Here is an 18,690-nt window from a genome sequence, read left to right on the forward strand (position 1 = left end):
GTGTATTTATTTCAAAATATTTTGTATCTTTGATTTACCAAAGCGGGGGCGCAACCGGGTAAAGGGCGCACAAACAAAATGAATAAGAATTTTAAGGTTACAAAAGAAATGATCCAAGCCGCAGAAGATGTTTTTATTGCAATAGCCTACAGCGAAACAATCCGACCGGCAATAATTGAGATCCAACAAAACATACTGAAGAGGTTTCAGTACAAGGTCGATGAACAGGCCTCTAAAGCAAGGCTGCGCGAGCCAATTGTAACTCACGAGAGAAGCTATTTAATGTCAGATAATGACTTCTCCCATTACTTAACACACCTGCATAAGGAGTATATAATGGCCGGGTTTAAAGTAGAATATGGCTATTGCCCGTTGCTTATAGCAGAGGATATACAGCGAAACGCAGAAAAAAAACTTATCACTGTAATGGAATCTGTTTCGGGGATAAGTTTTGATATGATATTTATGGGACCTGCCCCCATTGTTAACAAACAAAAACTGATTGATATCTATTTAAAACTACTCGCTTCGTATTGCAAGAATCCATTTAAATGATAAAGAGAAATAGCCGGGAGTCCGGCTATTTCTCTTTATCATTTAAATGAAATAAAGTATCCTAAAAATATTTTGATTTAAGTGTGTAGTTATTTCAAAATATTTTGTATCTTTGATTTATCAAAGCGGGGGCGCAACCGGGTAAAGGGCGCACAAACAAAATGGCAAAGATAAAAAATCAAGCAGCAAGAGCAGCTAAAGAAGTAAAGCAAATCCTGAAAGCTAAGTATCCCAATGTAACTTTCTCCGTAAAATCAGAAGTATATAGTGGCGGCGACAATATCAATATCTTCTGGCAATTCGGGCCAGCAGTTAGGGAGGTCGAAGAAACAACAAGACGTCGCCAGCAGGGACACTTTGACGGGATGAATGATATCTATGTGCAGAACGAGCCTGCTCTTGAAGTTGGAGAAAATGGAGAGATTAATGAAGTAGCAGGAGTGAAATTCGTATTCGAGGAACGTGATTGCAAATATTATTCATATAAGGCTACGGGCAAATATTACGAACTTAGGGACGACGTAATGTTGATTTATAAACAAATTGGAGAGATCAAAGGATGGGAGTTCAATGCCTCCAAAAACGATTATACACTAGATGGAACTTGGGATAATGAAAATTGCGCATCAACCATTTACTACCGGACAGTCAATGAATGCACATTCGTAAGTGACAATGTACAGTTGATGGAAATTAAATATATAGGACGTGGAGATAACTGGCACGAGCCCTTTACTATTATATACAAAGACCTGAACACCGGACTAATTTATAATGGAAAAACCGGAGAGGTTGAGACACAAGTACCGGCAATCAAGATAGAGAACACTAGCAAAGAATCTATTCAGGTTAAAATAAGCATGATAGACTATTCCGAAAAAAGTATTGCTATATATGGACAAACAAAAGAAATCAAGGAACAATTAAGTAACTTGAACGGTCGATTTAATAAATATCTAACACATCCGCTGACAGGAGAAAAATTTCAGGGGTGGGTTTTTTCAGCAAAAAGGAGACCCGAAATACTCAAAGCTCTTAATTCATACTTAGAATAAACAACCTCGCCCCGGTGGCTACCGGGGCACCTTTTTATGGAAACGATTGATTTTCTATATTGCGAAAATAAGGACAAACTACCTGGCAGTGGGGTTATCCTCAGTGCCCATCCGCCGTATAATATTGGCAAAATTTATAGGTTTGAAAGTTCGGAAAGCCTAGATATTTTTGAAACAAAACATCAGGTAAAAGGGTTACATACTCGGATCCATCCGTATAATATAATAGTTGTTTATATTGGCACAATAGACAAGATTTTAAACACGATACCACCTGCGCGCCTACTGACAATAGAGATTGTTAAAGAACTTAAACAGATGGCAATATTTTATGAACGTGAAAAAATCAAAGGGAATGAAACCCGCCTCAAACGATACCTCCGCAATGAAGAAAACAATTAGCGGAAGCGGGGGAGCTCGCCCAGGTGCCGGGAGAAAAGATCTCCCGACAAAAAGGCGTATGAACTTTACCATTGATAATGGCATTGCTGATTTATTAGACAAGGAGCCAAATAAATCGGCACTAGTTGAAAGTCTCTTGGGAATTTACTATGCCAGCAAACGCTAATTATTACAATAGCAAAAAGGGGATGCGTTAACTTCTCATTAACTGATTTAGGCAAAGAAAATTCTATATTGCGTATCAACCTCGAATACCAATATTGTTTAAACCAAACCCTAAGTCATGAAAAACTATATTCCCCTACTTTTGCCATTAATATTGCTCGGCTATGGATGTTCAAAGGATAGTTCTCCCGCTCTTTCCGGCAGGATTGACAGTTATTGTCCGTCTTGCAAAGTTTTGGACAATTCGAATCAATATGTACCAGCATTAATTTTTTACAATAGTGGGAAAGATACTATACTAATTGGCAATCTTCCTAAATCCTATAAAGAGGGGCAAAATATAAAGTTCCGGATTCGTCCTACCAGGATGACAGACCCCGGAGTAATATGCGCCACCTTCCCTATTTTACCACAACCACAATACGTTGACTTGGTAGATTAAAAAAAAAGGAGCTCAAAGGAGCTCCTTTTTCCTTACGGCACTCAGTCTTGGTCTAGTGCTTTATAACTATTTTTTTAGTGACAATCTCTTCCCCGTTACTTATTTTCAAGATATAGAGATCATTTCGCAGATTAGAAACATTTATCGCTTCACTATAACTTTCTCCTTTAATTTCTTTATAAAACACCCGTTGAGTATTGGTTGCGGATAACAGCTCAATGGACTTGATCTGCCGCCTCTGACTTGCGGTGGTTGCTACAGCTCGGGTTAAATTGTTATCCTCTCCATCTTCTTCTTGTAAACGAATTGTGAGCATATTTGAAGCAGGATTGGGATTAGCCACTATTAACACACCAAGAGCGGTAACGTTAACTGTTCGGCTTTTCGTTATCCATTTCCCAGCAACGGGGCCGTACGAGCATGTAAGTGTTCCCGTTCCGCTACTAGATGGAGATACTTTATTTAGTCTTATACTTCTATTACCAGTAAACGGATATACAATCGTTGCTATACTTGGGTTACTCCAAGTCCAATTGTATGTATAACCGGCAGTCCCAGGGGTGAATGGGTCTAGCACATCCATTTCATAGATGGCCGCGTTTGTGCCAATCAAACTAGTTCGCTTAACAGTAGCTTTCGTGTCCATACCTGCCCGCAAATACTTAAAGGCATGAATACGCCCATAACCAGTATTATTGTCCCTACCGGCAGGCGGGATGTCGATTGAATTCCCAAGCACTACGAACGGGGCCGTTATATTCCCCTGACTTGTGTCAACGGATCTCCAAATTAGCATAGCCGCAGCAGCTTGTGGACAAGCCGCACTGGTGCCACCAAACCCATAATAATAATCATTCAAGCTCGCCCCATCAAGACCAGGAATGTCTGTTGTCAATATTCCTGACAAGTCAGAAGTTGCAACAAACTGCATTTCCGGTCCGACGTTTGAGAAACTACAAAGGACATTTGAAGGAGTAACAGCGCCAGCAGGGAACACCTGAGGCCACTTAGCAGGAGCATAAACACTTGTTGGGTCTGTTGGTGAGAAATGGTTTCCAGACGATGCTACAAATGTAGCCCCCTTTCCATTTGCTCCCAAGGTCACGGCATCATCCACTTCCGAATACACCGCGTCCCATATTGGAAATGTAACATTGTTAAACCCAATAGACGCACTAATTACGGGCGCATTTGTATTCCACGCATAATGGATACCATCCGCAATATTTGCAATTGTTACTCCCGAATGGTTGATATTAACCGAGTAAATAGGCGCGCCAGCGGCAATACCAGCAATACCGATGGAATTGTCCTTTACCGCCGCAGCCAGGCCCGCACAAGCCGTCCCATGATAGTCATCAACCGACACTGGACGCCCAGGTATTGTACCGGGTGAGCCGGGCGTATAACCGCCAACAAAATTCAAATCGTTATGTAACGCAACGCCATTGTCAAGTATTACTATAGGCTTCAGTGAAATTAATGGCAAGTATAAAAACACGCTATCGATATCGCCCACGCCAGACATATAATATGCCTGATCACTCCAACCAGGATCGTTAGGGACAACCCTTCTGAAGGGAATTTGCGCCCTGTCGTCTACATCAAAATTTGCTGGCCAGCTTTTTGTTGGCAGAGATTTTTTAACCGCAGCTTCGCTTGTAATGTAATCCAACGCATAAAAGTTGGGGTGCGAATAAATTACCCGCCCAGACTCAAAAATTCTATTCGCATAGTTAAATACACTGTCTTTTTCTGTTGTTAAAACTAGCATTGACTGCCCTCGTTTCGACGGACGCTGAGACTCTGGGATGTCCATTTCCAGCTCGCGATTCCTGGATATTTCGACCTTACCTGTTAACCCCAACGAGGTTAACAATGAAGCCAAGTCGACGCCAGGTTTTAGCTTCAACAATATCTCACCCGTGGGAATCAGCTTACCACCATCACCGACTGTAAGAGCGTGATAGGAATACAAGACATTGGTATCTGCATCAAATTCCCTCAGTGCGCTTAATCTGTTAGCACCTCCTTTCTCAAAGGAAATAAAGGCCCCCGGCGAAACTTGTATCGTGGTTCTATTTTCTATACCAAATGATAGCCTACCATCTTTATTGCGAGGTGATACAAGTACAAACATTTTTGTCGTGTCCTCCTGTAAGTGAATTTTTCTCCCTGCTGAATAAAAGGACTTTTGGGCTGTTAACTGTCCTGCATAGAGGATAGCAAAAAAAAACAAAACAAATTTTACAATTGATTTCATGTCGAGGTTCAAATTTTGGTTATGAAAGGGATTAATTGCCGTAAGTATCGTTGAAATTTGTTTTAGAAATGGTAATAGTCAGCAACTCCAACCTTGAAAGGCCAGAGGGTTGATTTTTAGTAGACAGTATTGATGAAAAATCAAGGTTAAGTGTCGCTTAACGTAGGCAAGCAACACAATTTAGAATCCAATTTGTAATGCTATAACTTCTCTTTTCAACCTCTTCAAAGCACTGAATATATGGCAATTGACGGTATTTATAGAGAGGCCCATCTGTTGCGCGACCTCTCTTCTTTTTTTTCCTTCAATAAAGACCGCATGTATTATTTTCGAAGCCTGAATTGGCAGGCTTTTAATCGCTCTTCTGATTCCTCTTATCGTTTCTTGTTGTTCCAAAGCAGAAGATTCGGGCTCGGACCAAATTTGAAGTTCAAACCAATGTTCCGCTCGATCTCTTTGTATTTTCCGCTTTCTGTTCGCCCGGTAGCATTTGTATCTCACTGCAGTAAAAAGGTAACCTCTAGTTGTCTTGTGTATGTTCTCGAGATTATTCTTTAATAATAACTCGATAAAAAGTTCTTGAACAATATCCTGCGCGCTGGCAGAATCGCCCAAAATCCGGTACGCTTCTGCCCACAAAGCTTTGCTGTATGTTCTACATATCTCCTCAAAAAGGTCAGATGATATCGCGTCTGTGGCCGATTTTGAATAACTAGGCATTTTGCTATATTTAAGAGTTTCAGGTTTTTTTTTAACATGAGCAATATAAGAGGGAACATCAGGTACGATATTCAGGAATATCTCTATAACTTTTTTACCACATCCACGATGTAATAGGCCACACAAGCCAATTCAATTTTGGGAAGTTTTAACATTTCGGCTGCCGCCAATTTAGGATTATGAACATTCTGTAGATACTCCATTAGTAGTACAACAATTCTTTCCTCGGAAATCCTAAATATGCCCGCAGCTTCCCCGAAGGTTGTCTTTGCGATATTTTGTAGGTAATACATTATAAAATATATCTCGCTTTCGGATAGCCTTGATTCTTCAGCGTCTTGGTTGTTTATGAAAGAGGTGGTGTAAGTAAATACCATTTGCAACACATCAAGCCGATCTTCAGAAATACCAAATCTTCCAGCCACTTCTTTCCATTCGGGGCTCCACATGCGGTTCGTATCAAATGATTTTGGTGATTTTGGAACTATTGATTTCCCCAAATAGGACAACGTAATTGCAGCCGTCCAGAAGAAAAAGTATATGTTTTACCTATGCTAGCGCAATAAGCACTAAGCAAAGTAGTTTCTTACGTGCTGGGATATGGCATCTTTGAGCTCTTCAGAAACAGTTACATCACCTTTTCTTATAGCGCGCAGCTTCTTGTCGTCGTCCAATATCTCTTCCTTAATCAATTGTATGGCTTTCCCTTCAACTCTGAATCTTAAAACGTTTTGGAATTTTCCTATTTCTGCGATAACAATTTGTCCGGCTCCTGCTTCCTTTCCTATTCGGTAGTATATACCCTTAAAAGAGCAAGATATTGCATAGTAAAGCTTTGGGTAATTATTAGGCTTAGATCCGCGCTTTTTTGTGGATTCCATATCATATAAGGTTGAGGTGGTTAGGTATTCAATGGTAACCTGCGGAATATAAAAAGGCGCAGGTCTCTGCTTGTTTTCACCAGGAGCTTGGCAGCGATGGCTACGACAAGCGAGCCCACGCGCCTTTACTGATCTATGATCAGGAAGCAACATGAGCATCGCTGTTCCATCCTACTCGCTGCCAAACTCCGTAGGACAAAAATTGCAATGCAAATCGTTTTTGGGATTGCAAAGCTAGTACTTATTACACTAAGTATTTACACATAATTATATGGGATGTTTAAACTTTGTTTGAGTATTATATACTAAAATAATGTTATTTGAGAGCGTTCAATCTATTACACATGTAATATAATTAAAAAAAACAATCACTAATAGTGATTTTTTATTTTTATCCATAAAACTTTCTTGCCCCAAAGCAAGAAAATGGGTGTAACGGCAGTAGATCAGTATGTAATTGATAAAGTTCGGAAAATGAGAACGGAGCGCGGAATGTCTCAAGATGATTTGGCCTTAGAAATGGGAGTTTCTCAAGGCTTTGTCGCAATGGTTGAAAGCCCAAAGTTTAACCAGGTATATAGTGTTGCCCACATAAATAAGATAGCTTTGATATTTGATTGCTCCCCAAGAACCCTTCTTCCCAGTCACGCAATTCCCGAAGACGGAGAAAAAAAATAATTTTGCTAATTAATTTAGTAATTTCATACTAGATATTAGCAACCATGCATCGGTTTCGTTTAGTATATTTCATATGTCATGATAAGAGAATAATTGCGGAGAATGTATACATGACAGATACTTATCGATCAAAAGAGGCGGCGGAAGCTAAATTTAAACCGCGAGATAAAGACCATCGGTGGGCGTGGGAAAAAAATTTGCCACGTTTGCCTGTTGCATCCATAGAGGGATTTTATATGGTTCCCGCTCAATTGCACGAACTAGTATTAAAGTCCAGGAAATTTCGATTAATGTTTTTTGTTTGTACCAACAAACAGACTTTTACTGAGTTTGACTCTTCAGTTTTAGCATTTCAATCAAAGAAATGGGCCGATAGCCACTGTGGATATCTTATTAATTATCATAAAACGAATCAAACTTTCCCTTTACCAGATATAACAGTTGAGGCTTTCTATTTGGTAACTGACCAGCTGTTTGATGAATTATTAAGGCCGTGGATATAATTAATCGGCCGCACCTCCTTGGACATATTATCTGGCCGCTTACATCTTAAGCGGCCGCAACTATTCGGGCTCTCCAAGCACTTGGACGGCATTGGTAGGCGGCGGCACATAACCGGAAACATAGTAAGCCTGTACCCTATAAAAGGCAGAATCCATTGGCACCTGGATTGTGTTTACATCATTCCCCGGTAACGTTGCATATAAAGAATATTCGCCATCAAGAGTATTTGAACGATACACCTTATATGTCAAAATCTTAGACGGCAATGCTTGATAGTGATAGTAGAGCGTTGCCGTTAGAACATCAGACACAACATCCATCCCGGAATCATTCAAATGTACATTATCCCCGACCTGGAGGGATGCCCTAATATTATCTGGATCACCAGGAGCCGCAATTGTACCAAAGCAATAAGCCAATCTATTCCCGAACCTCCGAAGCTGATAGGCCGCCATTTGCGCCTGTTGAGCCTTACCAGCAACATCCAAATCACCACGCGGAAAAACAGAAATGTAAAAGATCTGCGCCCCAGCATTTATTGCAGCTGCATCGATAGCATTTAGATTAGCCTGCCACTCAGTCAATGGCACTACTCCGCCAGCCCCTTCAACATGGCTATCATCACTGGTATTAACAACAATAATAACTGTATTGCCGTCATTTATAGCCTTCGTAATATTATGTAATGGATCAACATAGCTATTAGTTCCATCCGGCGCAAGCTGCCGAGAATTATACCCGGCCATACAATAATTAGTGATAACCGCATTAGGATAAAGTGTATTTAACTTACTAACCAATGTATGTCCTGAGCTCTGGAAAGATCCGGCACCCTGGCTATCGCCTATTATTGCGATCTTAACGCCGGGGCCCGCAATATTGGTTGCATAATAAGAAAACCTCAAAGTACCGTGAACCGCTGATAGATAAAACATATCATCAGCCATTGCCGCATATGGATTAGCCGCTAGTATTAAAGTTCCACTTGGATCTGTAGTAAGAATCTTACCACCCATGTTAGCCAACGATGCAGACTTTAGCCCCGCAGTTGCACTTAGCGGCCCGGTCACCGAAACGCCAAAAGTTGAAACAGACATAATATCCGTTCCGTTAGAACCAAGCATTAAACCATTTACGGCAGTAGGCCCGCCTCCTGCCCTAAATGTTTTGATGTAATTTTCGTCAGACGATTGCGTCACACCACGCTTTGCAACAAATGTCAGACCTGCCGCCCCTGTGCCTGTATTTTCAATAATCGTCTGAAATTTAAGCGGGCTAAATCGGGTCGTATCATTGTTTATTACATGAAGAAGTGCGACAGGCGCAATAGTACCTATTCCCATTTTCCGAGCAACTGAAAAGTAGTCCGGACATGTCGTCCGGCCATTGAGCACTATGCCAGAATTGGGATCATCGGAAACAACATTGATCGTAAACGTCTTTACACTATCAAATGTTAGTGATTGCCCTGCGAGGTTGGCGGAAGTAGCCGCACCTATATTATTACGCAGATTCGCGTTAAGTATGTTATACTTACCAGCTATAGAAGACACCCCCAACAAAGCTTTCTGCAACTGATCGGCTGTAACCTTCTCGGGCCGTTTGTCTCGGATATTCTCAATAATATACTGATTAAGCGCCGTAGTGTCGACAAATTGAGCGCGGGACAATATAGACGCGAAAAGGAATAAGAATAAAAAAAAAGATTTCTTCATTTAGTAACGCATTAAATTATATTTACCTATGTTTTTTACTATCGTTTCACTTGCAGTTCCGGCCTCGTCGAGCACAAGGCGACGTGCAAATTGCTGATCTTGTCCCGGTTCTATCCAGTAGTAACCACCGTTAGGGCTAGTACGATCCCCGGAATCTTTCGGGTATCCTCGCGGACTATACAATTGACCAAGATGGCTATGCTGCTTTAAAGCGTCGGCTTCATAACCGCCCGCAAAATTCCAGGCTCTATAAATATCAATGCCACGCCCACCATCCAACATACGCTCAAACATTCCGCGCTCATCAGGTAAATACATCCGTGTCCTATCCGGACTAAGGCCGAACAGCCCCCGCAAACTGGCATTCTGCAACCAGGTACTTTCGTCCACTACTTCCCGGCCAAAAGTCAAGGATTGTACATGTTCGTAGAGCCGCGGCACCTGAGAAACAATAACTTGGCTACCGTTCAACATAACGGTATTATTTAGCAGTTTACGACCCTTTATTTCCTCTCCGGCCCCATAGATACTATCTGATGCATACAGCACCCTCCAATAAGTTCCCATAGCCACCAAAGCCATATGTTCCCGGTTATGCATGTACATAATAGCCCTATTCCCTACCGGTGTATTAAACCCCTGCCCCGTCACCTGGCTCTTTAAATAAGTAACCCCCATGTAACCAGCGTATCCAGATAAGGACACAATGGTATTAACCGGGAACGTTGTCACATCCCGCAACGTTATTGTTAATATAGTGTTAGCCGCCGCAGAAGCGACGATATGCTTACCAGCCGCCGTATTATCAATAGTCGCATTACTACTAATCACCAATTCACCAGCCAATGCTGAGGACTGCCCAATATTCCGTTTAAGCCACTCAGTTCGATCTGCCAGCTGTTTCAACGGCACATTATCCTTTTCAGCAAACACGAGGTCCGTTTCTTCGAATTGATAAATCTTCTCAGGGTATTGACTTGCATCACCCGTATATAATCCCATAGTATATTAGTTTACTGTGATTGTCCAAGAGCCGACTAAACGAATCGCAGATGTTTTGACAATTTCACCTGCTCTAACCTTTCGAGCGCATAACACGTTTGCAGCATTAAGCAATCCAAGCTCGCGGATCGTAATACCATTTCCCTCAGAATTTAATATGTCGAAATTAAACTGCACACTTTGAGCATCTGGATACGTCGCGCCCCCGACAGCCTTTTTAAACATATTAGCTAAGGTCGAATCTCCTAATGCAGCATCAGCACCATTTGTACCTACTCCTATCTGCGTTATCGCGTGTCCTTCAGTATCGCCGCCCAACAACTTTGCGATATTGGTTTTCCCCAGGTTTACCACCAGGTTATTTTCTTGAATGGTATCAATAAGGCGGTCATTCTCGTAAATCAGCACCCTTACGGCACCAGTAGCTTTAATGTCACTATTAATCATTCTTAAATAATTGTAAGTGTAAGTGTATCCGTATCACGGCTATAGTTCCGCGACCCGTTTCTGAAAACCTTCCCGTTGTGCAGGAATGACCCACCGGCGGAAATAATATCTATATCCTCAATAGCCTGTGCATCTGTCTCGCTGTCTGTGAGGGTAACCGTATCGCCACCCACGGTAATTGTATAACTAACATCAATTAGGTGACTACGGGCATTTTTGTACTCGTTAACCATCTTAACCAAATCGTCAACCTCTGCATTCCCCAGCGCCCTTTCCCCCAGATCAATCGTTATTCGAAAATTAGCCCAATGCCCCGCCACGCCTTCCTCTAACAAGGCATCACCGAAACCAATGGCAACGAGCGCCTGACGAATAGCCCAGGGCGTACCTTTGTACCGGTGCAATTCGATGGACTGCTTTATGATTTCTCTCTGCTGCTGTTCCGTCTCCGCCAAACGAAACCCTTTATAACCTAATACATCGAACTGCTGCGCCAAATAGGGGATTGCCGCTGAACTGACATTATCAATAAAGTAAACTAACATTGCGTCCAACTGGATCTGGCTAAAACGCTTCTTTATAGCAAGATCAAAAGCACGTATATGATCTAAATGCGCAACGCTATCCGCTAATACACTCCCTTTACTCATCGTGCGTCCCCATTATTGAAACTGTTATACCTGTACATTTTGTGTACACTTCCTCAGAGACTACAATGTCAGAGGCAGGGCTAACAACATCGGCGTTATATGTCCCCTCTACCATTGATAAAGATTGAAGCCTTGCCTTAACAACATCTATCCCCATACGGCTCTTTCTTGCATCCACCCAAGCCTGCAATGCAGCCTGCGCCTGCACATCTATCCCAAGATTTACAGCATTAGTAAGCACAGTCAACTCCACATTGATTGCATATTCTTGTACCGTTGGGCTATCAACCACCACAGTATCAGTTAAGGGCCGTATTTTTTCACTGTTACAAATTGCATACACCTGATCCAAAAGCGCCTCAGTTGGCAAAGCGCCACCATTAAGCAACGGATAAATATTCACCTGACCAGGAACGGGGGAAGTAACCGCAACATCGGCAATGGAAGATGATGCAGATTTAGCAAAGAATTTATATGCGTCTTTAGGCCCCGCAACACTAAACGAAGAGGGGGCAAGCTCAATACGCTCCCGCAACTTATCATCCGTTTCCTGATCGGCCCCACCTGACGACAGATCTATATTCTGAACGCCCATCAAATAAGGTTTGGGGTCAAGTATGATGTTTATAGTATTCAACCCATACCCATTACCAACCAAGCCGGCAGAAGCGCAGGCAGCGCTTACCGTGGCAGCATAAGTACCAGGAGACACAACAACAGCCTCCATTGTTTCAAACATCGCCTTGCCGTCCGTACTTTGGACCCGCAACCCTTGCGGGATAGTAATACCCGTATGTCCCGCAATAATTTGAAACTGAAGCGAAACAAGCGCCCGAGAAGCTGGCAACCTATTTACGCCTACCAACCGCCCAAGCTCTTCCAGGGCTACGCCACGAGAAAATCGCACAAGGCTAAGCCGCGCCGCATCGTTTACGGCTGCTCTCAAAACCCCCTCACGATACGCGAATGCATTTATTAAAAGCATTTCAACGTCAGCAGGCGCAATTTGTCGGTTTAGCTCTTCCTCTAGCACCGCCTTCAGCTCAGCAACCGCCGCCGCTGGATCTTCAGAAATAAACTGTATTAAGTCAGCCATTAAATATTAAATTATTGTCGCTTCACTGTTAACTCGCCACTCATTTCATCAGTAAATACCGGCCCTATCACTTTCCCAATAATCAGCTCCCCTTCGAACCCATCAACATTTGAAACGCCTACGAGCCTATATTGAACGCCAGTAGCGTCCGTGTCAAATTCCTCACTAAATTCATCAGAGAAAACCGGCTCCCCAATCCCATCAATCCATTCAATCCCCCATGAAGCATGCGCACCCCAATTATCTTGCACCCACGCAAGCAATGCCCCAGGCGTTACCAGATCATCAGGGGCAACAGGGGCGGCATCTTCGCCGTTTACCTTAAATGACACTGAATATGCTTCCCCCGGGCCGAGATCCGGCAGAATCGCGTAAAACGTAGTTATTGGGAGAACAGATATTGCAAGCGTTGTGGGAGGCTTCACACCCGCGGCTTTCATATACATCACAAAACGATCTGCCAGCATGTTCCAACGCCCATAGAATCCCCAATTTGTCTGCGCCCAGGAAAAAAGTTCCTGCACAGATGCATACCCATTAGGCCGTGGTAAAGGGGCCACCTGTGCCCCACTCTTAATAAAGGCAATCTGATAGGGATACCCTTTAGGGTTAGGCGGATAATAAGCCTGTAATATTATTTCTTGGTCATCGGTAGATGAGGTTACCCCCACCTTAAGATCTAGGATAAGGCGGTCTATTAACTCTTCATCAACTAAAGAATAGGTTATTTCAAACACAGGGTTATACTCGCTCTTCATGTAGTGGCTCACATTCTTAACCTTTACACGCGTCTCCCAAATAGCAATCGCTTCCACTATTGCCCGCTTCATGTTAGGGACACCCGTAACCTCTGGAATGTCTATATACTCATAAATATCACATCCGAAATCCGGCCGCAAAGGATCTGTGCCCTTGCTTGTTGTTAAGATAATACCCAGGCACTGACGAATGGACGCCAGCCCCTCAACTAAAACCCCATAGCCAAGCGTAGAAAGCCCCCAAACCGGATTATCTATAGTGTTAATGTCTGCCATCGCCGCCAAATATGACCACGATGGCATTTTTTTTATAAACAGTAAATGTTATGGGACAGCAGGACCCGAAATTCCGGGACCGGTTTGCACACCGCTATGCTTGTGCAACGCCAAATCTATTCCCCCGGCTGACACCTTCGCCGCACTGACCTCTCCGGTAACCGACATATTACCACCTGCCGTAATAGCCCCGCCTCCGGACGTAGCAATTGACGCGGCAGTCAATGCGCCCATTACAGTTACAGCCCCTTCTAATGTGATTAAAGGCGCTGAAATCGTCGCCTTTACTGTGGCACTAACCTCCACCTCAGGAGCCGAAATAACAGCCTTAATTGCCGCTTTAGCGTCAAGGGAGGACCCCGCATCAACCAACACACTCCCGGAAGTCTTAACCTCAGCCCTCCCCTTAACATCTACAGTTAGGGAATGCGCCACTTTATCATACTCTATTACAGTCCCGTCAGAAAATTTTTTCCGGAACTTACCATCAGCCTCCCCACTATCCGGCGCATCCTCATCAGATGGTATTGCACCCAACACAATCCCTTCGTCACAATCATGAAGCATTAAACAGACAACATGTTCGTTTATTTCCAGGGGCCAACTTTCTTTATCAGTTTTTGACTTTCTCACCAGGACCGGCATGAAGTCAGTCACGAAATCATCATCATCATTAAAGGTAACTTTCACGTAACCCGGCTCTGAATTATCAGACACAAGCCCATACTTTAGAATAGGATATTGTTTATTCTTATCTTCCATCATTTGTAATTATTCTGATCAATCAATCCCACCCTTTTTATTGTTGCAGACGTAGAATAGCCCCCGTCCCTACTAACATTATGGGTACTTTCATTTACATAATACTTGCCAGAATACACGCCGATACCATTCAACTGTATACTAGCCCCCGCCACAAGAAACGGATTGCCCTGGACCTCTATACTGCCCTGCTGCTGCATGCTATTAAACTGATACATTGCCGCTTTTGCAATAGCCTCCGCCTGCTGGTCATTTTCTACGCGCCGCCGTAACACTAACGTATCAGCCTTTACACCAGAAAATGCAGCATCACTTTCTTTTGCGGAATAAATAATTGTAGTTTTTTTTCGGGGATGGTGATACTTTATATCAACCGCCTGAAAGGTTTGCGAAGTTCTATCATCTATATCCGCACTTATTAACTCGTTCTTATTAATGGTCAACGCGGCGTCTTTCCCTTCAAGCTCATACATATTAGTAAATGTAAGTATACTATCTCTTATAGAAAATGTATACCCATAGGCATCAGCCAATTCCTGCAAAAAATGCAGATCTGTTTTTTTGTATTGGCTTTTTCGTTCAATCCGGATCTCAGGAATATCCCCCTGTAAGATCAACCCCTGGTCCTTAGCAATGACATTAGCAATCTCTCGCAATGTTTTTTGCTCATGAGGGATAAATTTTGTAGTCCGAATATTACTAGTAATACCGGCAGCTATAGCCCGAATAGTCACAATATCACCATCCGGGCCAACTCTTAACGTGGTCCCGTCTATCGTAAATGTTCCACACTTTAAAACATTACCCTTAAACGTAATCGTGACAGACAATTTATCCCCTTTGGCGGGGTGCCATGCAAATTGCCAAAGCCCTGAAGAATCTTCCAAAGCTATATCCAGCGTGTCCGCCTCTCCGGACGTACGATCTGAATAGGTTATTGCCAGCACATACGGGAGAATGCTACCCGAAATATTTTTACCATTGTAGATTACTTCGTAAACGGCTTTAGCTACTTGCATAGCCCGCAAGTAACCGACAGGGGGGACCAAAAAATAAACAAAAAATTGCGCCTATTGCTTCCAGGGCACCGACTGCTCTAAAGAGGTCTTAACCTCTACTTTCTCAATAATAGGAACATTCACAATAACGCCCTGAGGGAAAACGTCGTAAAAAGGAATATCAGGATTAGCCGCAATCAAATCTCCCATCTTAAAGGGATCACCGTAACGGGCGGTAGCAATACTATCCCAACGCTCACCACCAATAGTAGTATATTGTCTAATATTATCAGGCATTTTGTCTAAGCATTGACACATTAACTAATGGCTGCGCCGCGGCCTTTAAATTACGCGCACATGCCTTAAAGATTTGGTTCTGCGCAGATAACTGGCCATGCTGGCTATTTCTAACCACATTGGTAAAACTCACTTCCGCATTAAGAACCTGCTGAGCGCGATACTTTAAATCAGGTTTCCCACTCGCACAACTCGCAGGATCATCACAACGGGTAACAATATCCTGCGCCGCCGCCTTACTATCAGAAAGATGCTGCAATATGGTATACCTATTTGCAGGGATGAACATACCGCCACCCACCGTCACCATTTTATCAATTGCCGCTGCATGGTTTTCTATCGTAGAAACAAGCCCAGTAACAGCACTAGCGCAGGTGCTTGCATTAGCCTTCCTCTTTACTACTGGCTTCTTATTCCCTACGCTGTCAGCGCTTTTTATCCGGGCTTCCTGCTGCTGCTGCAACTTGTCATCAACAACATACTCCCTTAATGAAATATTCACCAATAGAGAAAGCATATTCCCCTGCGGATCTGCAAACTCAATAAAATCCTGAATTTGAGTAATATAAAACTCACCCACAACGTCCCCATTCCCATAAATAAACGTTAAAACGTCTCCATTTTCCTTTGCCTGCCGCATAGCATCTAACTGCTCTTTTGGCTTACAAAAGTTCATATGAAGGCGAACAGACAAGGAAATTTCATCCAGGTCATCCCCCGTTTTTTGTGAACGAGGCTTACCGTCAATAAGAGGATGCATTGCATAAACCGCCTGAGAATTTCGGCCATACTCAGTAGGGGCAAATAAATTTTGAAAAACGAATGATCCTAACTGTGCGTACATTAACTTTTACTTTAATTTATCTCTCTCTTTTACCACAACTTAATAGCTATTAACATTAATGTGAAAAACTTCTACGCCTATCTTGCGCAACCTTCTCTGTATACCATCTATCCATTTGTTTTTTCAACTCACCAGAAAGCATATTTGCATCTTTCTGTGTAGCCCCGCCAGATAGATTAATTGTAACAGAAAAATGCATTCCACCGCCTCCCCCACCGGAAGGAGCTGGCGAAGCCGCCCCCCTGGTCCCTGGATTTAGTAAGAAATTCATCGCAGCTCCGGCAGTCCTTCGCATTGCGTTTATCATAGCCGTAGGCTTTATGCTTTCTGCGATTGTTTCAACTAAACGAATTTTATGAATATCCTTTAACGGGCCATCTTTCGCAGGACTGAACGGCAGGAACCGGCGGATCTTCGTCACCATTTCCTTAACCAATTCAATAGGAATATGCATAGCCGCCTTTATCCCATCTGCAATAGCAACAATTATATTCCCCCCGCTATCCTTAAAACTCTTGTACATCGTTTTAAAAAACCTTACCGCCATCAGAATCGGGAATATGAGCCATTTAAACCATGTTTTAGCGAAATCAATAACCTTTCCCAGAAATCCTTGATGTTCGCCTTTAAGGGCATTAAAAGCCCATTTAACCCATGCTACAACCTTTTTCCAATAAACAATTAACAAAATTATTGCCGTAATGATAGCAAGTATCCAACCTACAATTGGAAATGCATATATGATAGTTGTTAATATTTGAATCGCAAAAGCCACCCCACGGATAACCGTAGATAGCACCGAAAAAATCCGGGCACCGATACTAACAGCCCGCATAATACCACCAAAGACAAAGGACAAATAGCCCCCTGCCAAAGCAACCGCAGATGCAGCCGCAGCCGCTTTCATAAAGCCCTCTACTAATCCCGGGTGAGCCTCCATGAAGGCAGAAAGTTTATCCATCCACTTACCGGCCCAAACCAGCAGCTTATTAAGTGCTGGCAACAATGTCGCCCCGGCCTTGACTGCAAGTTCCTGCAATCTATTTTTAAAGATTACCATCTGCGCCGCGCTACTGGCAACACGTTTTTGATATTCCTTATCCATTGACCCCGCTTGCTTTCCCTTCACCATGTCCAGGGCCTCACCGTACAACTTTGTATTGTTCGCTAGCTTCATTAATGCAGGCCCGTGGTCCTTCCCAAACAGCCGTATTAGTGCTTCCGTCTGTTCATTTGGCTTTAACTGTGATACTTTTTCCAAGACGCTCAAAATAGTCCCCTGCGCCGTGTCTTTACTTGACATTGCCTTTTGTACAGCTACGGCATTCATCCCGATCATCTGCAAACCTTGCTGAAAACGATCTGACTGCATACCGGCAGCGGACAGTGTATTAATCATTGAACTAATCGAAGATCCCGCAGTCTCCGAAGATTCCCCCAATGAAAGCATTGTAGCACTTAACGCGGTAGCCTGCTCCGGGGACAAGTTACGGGCACTACCTCCAATACGCTGCAACACGTTTATAATCTCCGGCCCCTTCGCCATCGTATTATCATCCAAGTAGTTTATTGCATCGGCAAAATTCCCTATCCGGTCAATCGGGATATTAAACACATTCGCGATCTTACCCATACTATCCGCAATCTCTCCGGCTGGCATATCAAAAGCAACAGCCATCTTTGTCACATCCCGAGTAAACCCTATTACTTTATCCTGAGCTACGCCCATTCGTAACCCGGCGGCAATCATTTCCTGAATTTCTCCGGTCGCCAATGGCAGCTCTTTCGATAACCTAAACACGTCAGCCGTCATAGCCTTAACAGCAGTAGGAGTATCAGCCGACATTTGTTTCCGTATATCGATCATCTTTGTTTCAAACTCCGTAGCCGCTTCAACTGCCTTGTATATCGGTGCCCCTATAGCAAGGCCAGCAGCCGTAAGCTGCTGGCCTGCCTTGAATGCGTTGTCAGCCATTTTACTCGTCTTCGAGCTGAGGACAGAAAGCCCCCTACTTGAAGCAGCCGCCACCCGCTCAACAACCGCTGACATACGATCCACAGCAGTAAGCACCACGGCAACCCTCATAGTTGCATCGCTCATTCTTCTTTTGGCTTATTCTGTTTGTTATGAATGGTTACGGCGTGATCATACCAGAAAAATAATCTCTCTGTATCCCACT

Annotated in this window: 21 protein-coding genes; 6 read left to right on the top strand and 15 right to left on the bottom strand. The window is 43.2% G+C overall.

The genetic code is table 11. The annotated features are described in order from the left end of the window. The first annotated feature begins 78 nt into the window (after positions 1-78). The 4 genes from F3I09_RS27000 to F3I09_RS27015 all read left to right on the top strand — a co-directional run bounded on the left by F3I09_RS27000 (position 79) and on the right by F3I09_RS27015 (position 2,178). Complete coding sequence (locus tag F3I09_RS27000; protein ID WP_149698171.1) at positions 79-555, top strand: hypothetical protein; 477 nt, start codon at positions 79-81, stop codon at positions 553-555. A 161-nt stretch (positions 556-716) separates the two neighbouring features. Further along, a complete protein-coding gene (locus tag F3I09_RS27005; protein WP_149698172.1) occupies positions 717-1,610 on the top strand; it encodes an LPD29 domain-containing protein in 894 nt (297 codons plus the stop codon). 36 nt (positions 1,611-1,646) lie between these two features. Beyond that, positions 1,647-2,012 carry a hypothetical protein gene (locus tag F3I09_RS27010; RefSeq protein ID WP_149698173.1) on the top strand — a complete coding sequence of 122 codons (366 nt, stop codon included), beginning with the start codon at positions 1,647-1,649 and terminating at the stop codon, positions 2,010-2,012. Further along, positions 1,996-2,178: a hypothetical protein gene (locus F3I09_RS27015; protein WP_149698174.1), complete on the top strand. Its 183-nt coding sequence runs from the start codon at positions 1,996-1,998 to the stop codon at positions 2,176-2,178. Before F3I09_RS27010 ends, F3I09_RS27015 begins: the two co-directional genes overlap by 17 nt. Positions 2,179-2,671: 493 nt before the next feature. On the opposite strand, the gene F3I09_RS27020 is transcribed toward F3I09_RS27015, so the two are convergent. The 4 genes from F3I09_RS27020 to F3I09_RS27035 form a co-directional block, all read right to left on the bottom strand. Further along, positions 2,672-4,882, bottom strand: coding sequence for a S8 family serine peptidase (locus F3I09_RS27020; RefSeq protein WP_149698175.1), 2,211 nt, complete (start codon positions 4,880-4,882; stop codon positions 2,672-2,674). A 180-nt stretch (positions 4,883-5,062) separates the two neighbouring features. Further along, positions 5,063-5,602, bottom strand: a complete 540-nt coding sequence (locus tag F3I09_RS27025) for an RNA polymerase sigma factor (protein WP_149698176.1) — start codon at positions 5,600-5,602, stop codon at positions 5,063-5,065. Between the two features lie 83 nt (positions 5,603-5,685). Next, positions 5,686-6,102 (bottom strand): hypothetical protein, encoded by a 417-nt coding sequence (locus F3I09_RS27030; protein ID WP_149698177.1) that lies wholly within the window; start codon positions 6,100-6,102, stop codon positions 5,686-5,688. Positions 6,103-6,171: 69 nt separating this feature from the next. Then, positions 6,172-6,483 (bottom strand): hypothetical protein, encoded by a 312-nt coding sequence (locus F3I09_RS27035; protein ID WP_149698178.1) that lies wholly within the window; start codon positions 6,481-6,483, stop codon positions 6,172-6,174. 426 nt (positions 6,484-6,909) lie between these two features. Here F3I09_RS27035 and F3I09_RS27040 point away from each other — a divergent pair, with 426 nt between their 5' ends. Then, on the top strand, positions 6,910-7,161 hold the full coding sequence (locus tag F3I09_RS27040) for a helix-turn-helix domain-containing protein (protein ID WP_149698179.1): 252 nt from the start codon (positions 6,910-6,912) through the stop codon (positions 7,159-7,161). Positions 7,162-7,271: 110 nt separating this feature from the next. After that, entirely contained in the window at positions 7,272-7,664 is a 393-nt protein-coding gene (locus tag F3I09_RS27045) for a hypothetical protein (protein WP_149698180.1), read from the top strand. Positions 7,665-7,724: 60 nt separating this feature from the next. On the opposite strand, the gene F3I09_RS27050 is transcribed toward F3I09_RS27045, so the two are convergent. Genes F3I09_RS27050 through F3I09_RS27100 form a run of 11 tightly spaced genes read right to left on the bottom strand, consistent with a single transcriptional unit; the run spans position 7,725 to position 18,611 of the window. Further along, positions 7,725-9,380 (bottom strand): hypothetical protein, encoded by a 1,656-nt coding sequence (locus F3I09_RS27050; RefSeq protein ID WP_149698181.1) that lies wholly within the window; start codon positions 9,378-9,380, stop codon positions 7,725-7,727. Beyond that, positions 9,381-10,382 carry a hypothetical protein gene (locus tag F3I09_RS27055; protein ID WP_149698182.1) on the bottom strand — a complete coding sequence of 334 codons (1,002 nt, stop codon included), beginning with the start codon at positions 10,380-10,382 and terminating at the stop codon, positions 9,381-9,383. It lies immediately after the preceding gene. A 6-nt stretch (positions 10,383-10,388) separates the two neighbouring features. Then, positions 10,389-10,829, bottom strand: a complete 441-nt coding sequence (locus tag F3I09_RS27060; protein ID WP_149698183.1) for a hypothetical protein — start codon at positions 10,827-10,829, stop codon at positions 10,389-10,391. Positions 10,830-10,831: 2 nt separating this feature from the next. Continuing rightward, positions 10,832-11,479, bottom strand: a complete 648-nt coding sequence (locus F3I09_RS27065; RefSeq protein WP_149698184.1) for a phage tail protein — start codon at positions 11,477-11,479, stop codon at positions 10,832-10,834. Further along, entirely contained in the window at positions 11,472-12,575 is a 1,104-nt protein-coding gene (locus F3I09_RS27070) for a baseplate J/gp47 family protein (RefSeq protein WP_149698185.1), read from the bottom strand. The genes F3I09_RS27065 and F3I09_RS27070 overlap by 8 nt, the downstream gene beginning before the upstream one ends. An 11-nt stretch (positions 12,576-12,586) precedes the next feature. Further along, positions 12,587-13,609: a GPW/gp25 family protein gene (locus F3I09_RS27075; protein WP_188133973.1), complete on the bottom strand. Its 1,023-nt coding sequence runs from the start codon at positions 13,607-13,609 to the stop codon at positions 12,587-12,589. Positions 13,610-13,657: 48 nt separating this feature from the next. Next, positions 13,658-14,374: a phage baseplate assembly protein V gene (locus tag F3I09_RS27080; protein ID WP_149698187.1), complete on the bottom strand. Its 717-nt coding sequence runs from the start codon at positions 14,372-14,374 to the stop codon at positions 13,658-13,660. After that, the gene (locus F3I09_RS27085; RefSeq protein WP_149698188.1) at positions 14,371-15,390 is read right to left on the bottom strand and encodes a phage late control D family protein; all 1,020 of its coding nucleotides are present in this window, start codon (positions 15,388-15,390) and stop codon (positions 14,371-14,373) included. The genes F3I09_RS27080 and F3I09_RS27085 overlap by 4 nt, the downstream gene beginning before the upstream one ends. Before the next feature lie 51 nt (positions 15,391-15,441). Beyond that, entirely contained in the window at positions 15,442-15,666 is a 225-nt protein-coding gene (locus F3I09_RS27090; protein WP_188133974.1) for a tail protein X, read from the bottom strand. Beyond that, positions 15,659-16,510, bottom strand: coding sequence for a phage tail protein (locus tag F3I09_RS27095; RefSeq protein ID WP_149698190.1), 852 nt, complete (start codon positions 16,508-16,510; stop codon positions 15,659-15,661). Before F3I09_RS27095 ends, F3I09_RS27090 begins: the two co-directional genes overlap by 8 nt. Positions 16,511-16,565: 55 nt before the next feature. Further along, positions 16,566-18,611, bottom strand: a complete 2,046-nt coding sequence (locus F3I09_RS27100) for a phage tail tape measure protein (RefSeq protein ID WP_149698191.1) — start codon at positions 18,609-18,611, stop codon at positions 16,566-16,568. Positions 18,612-18,690: the final 79 nt, after the last annotated feature.

The sequence above is a fragment of the Chitinophaga sp. CF418 genome (genome assembly GCF_900142925.1).
Lineage (GTDB): Bacteria > Bacteroidota > Bacteroidia > Chitinophagales > Chitinophagaceae > Chitinophaga.

Coding starts and splice junctions, on each gene's coding strand:
- F3I09_RS27000 (WP_149698171.1), top strand. CDS start 79: ATGAATAAGAATTTTAAGGTTACAAAAGAAATGATCCAAGCCGCAGAA.
- F3I09_RS27005 (WP_149698172.1), top strand. CDS start 717: ATGGCAAAGATAAAAAATCAAGCAGCAAGAGCAGCTAAAGAAGTAAAG.
- F3I09_RS27010 (WP_149698173.1), top strand. CDS start 1,647: ATGGAAACGATTGATTTTCTATATTGCGAAAATAAGGACAAACTACCT.
- F3I09_RS27015 (WP_149698174.1), top strand. CDS start 1,996: ATGAAGAAAACAATTAGCGGAAGCGGGGGAGCTCGCCCAGGTGCCGGG.
- F3I09_RS27020 (WP_149698175.1), bottom strand. CDS start 4,882: ATGAAATCAATTGTAAAATTTGTTTTGTTTTTTTTTGCTATCCTCTAT.
- F3I09_RS27025 (WP_149698176.1), bottom strand. CDS start 5,602: ATGCCTAGTTATTCAAAATCGGCCACAGACGCGATATCATCTGACCTT.
- F3I09_RS27035 (WP_149698178.1), bottom strand. CDS start 6,483: ATGGAATCCACAAAAAAGCGCGGATCTAAGCCTAATAATTACCCAAAG.
- F3I09_RS27040 (WP_149698179.1), top strand. CDS start 6,910: ATGGGTGTAACGGCAGTAGATCAGTATGTAATTGATAAAGTTCGGAAA.
- F3I09_RS27045 (WP_149698180.1), top strand. CDS start 7,272: ATGACAGATACTTATCGATCAAAAGAGGCGGCGGAAGCTAAATTTAAA.
- F3I09_RS27050 (WP_149698181.1), bottom strand. CDS start 9,380: ATGAAGAAATCTTTTTTTTTATTCTTATTCCTTTTCGCGTCTATATTG.
- F3I09_RS27055 (WP_149698182.1), bottom strand. CDS start 10,382: ATGGGATTATATACGGGTGATGCAAGTCAATACCCTGAGAAGATTTAT.
- F3I09_RS27060 (WP_149698183.1), bottom strand. CDS start 10,829: ATGATTAATAGTGACATTAAAGCTACTGGTGCCGTAAGGGTGCTGATT.
- F3I09_RS27065 (WP_149698184.1), bottom strand. CDS start 11,479: ATGAGTAAAGGGAGTGTATTAGCGGATAGCGTTGCGCATTTAGATCAT.
- F3I09_RS27070 (WP_149698185.1), bottom strand. CDS start 12,575: ATGGCTGACTTAATACAGTTTATTTCTGAAGATCCAGCGGCGGCGGTT.
- F3I09_RS27075 (WP_188133973.1), bottom strand. CDS start 13,609: ATGGCAGACATTAACACTATAGATAATCCGGTTTGGGGGCTTTCTACG.
- F3I09_RS27080 (WP_149698187.1), bottom strand. CDS start 14,374: ATGATGGAAGATAAGAATAAACAATATCCTATTCTAAAGTATGGGCTT.
- F3I09_RS27085 (WP_149698188.1), bottom strand. CDS start 15,390: ATGCAAGTAGCTAAAGCCGTTTACGAAGTAATCTACAATGGTAAAAAT.
- F3I09_RS27090 (WP_188133974.1), bottom strand. CDS start 15,666: ATGCCTGATAATATTAGACAATATACTACTATTGGTGGTGAGCGTTGG.
- F3I09_RS27095 (WP_149698190.1), bottom strand. CDS start 16,510: ATGTACGCACAGTTAGGATCATTCGTTTTTCAAAATTTATTTGCCCCT.
- F3I09_RS27100 (WP_149698191.1), bottom strand. CDS start 18,611: ATGAGCGATGCAACTATGAGGGTTGCCGTGGTGCTTACTGCTGTGGAT.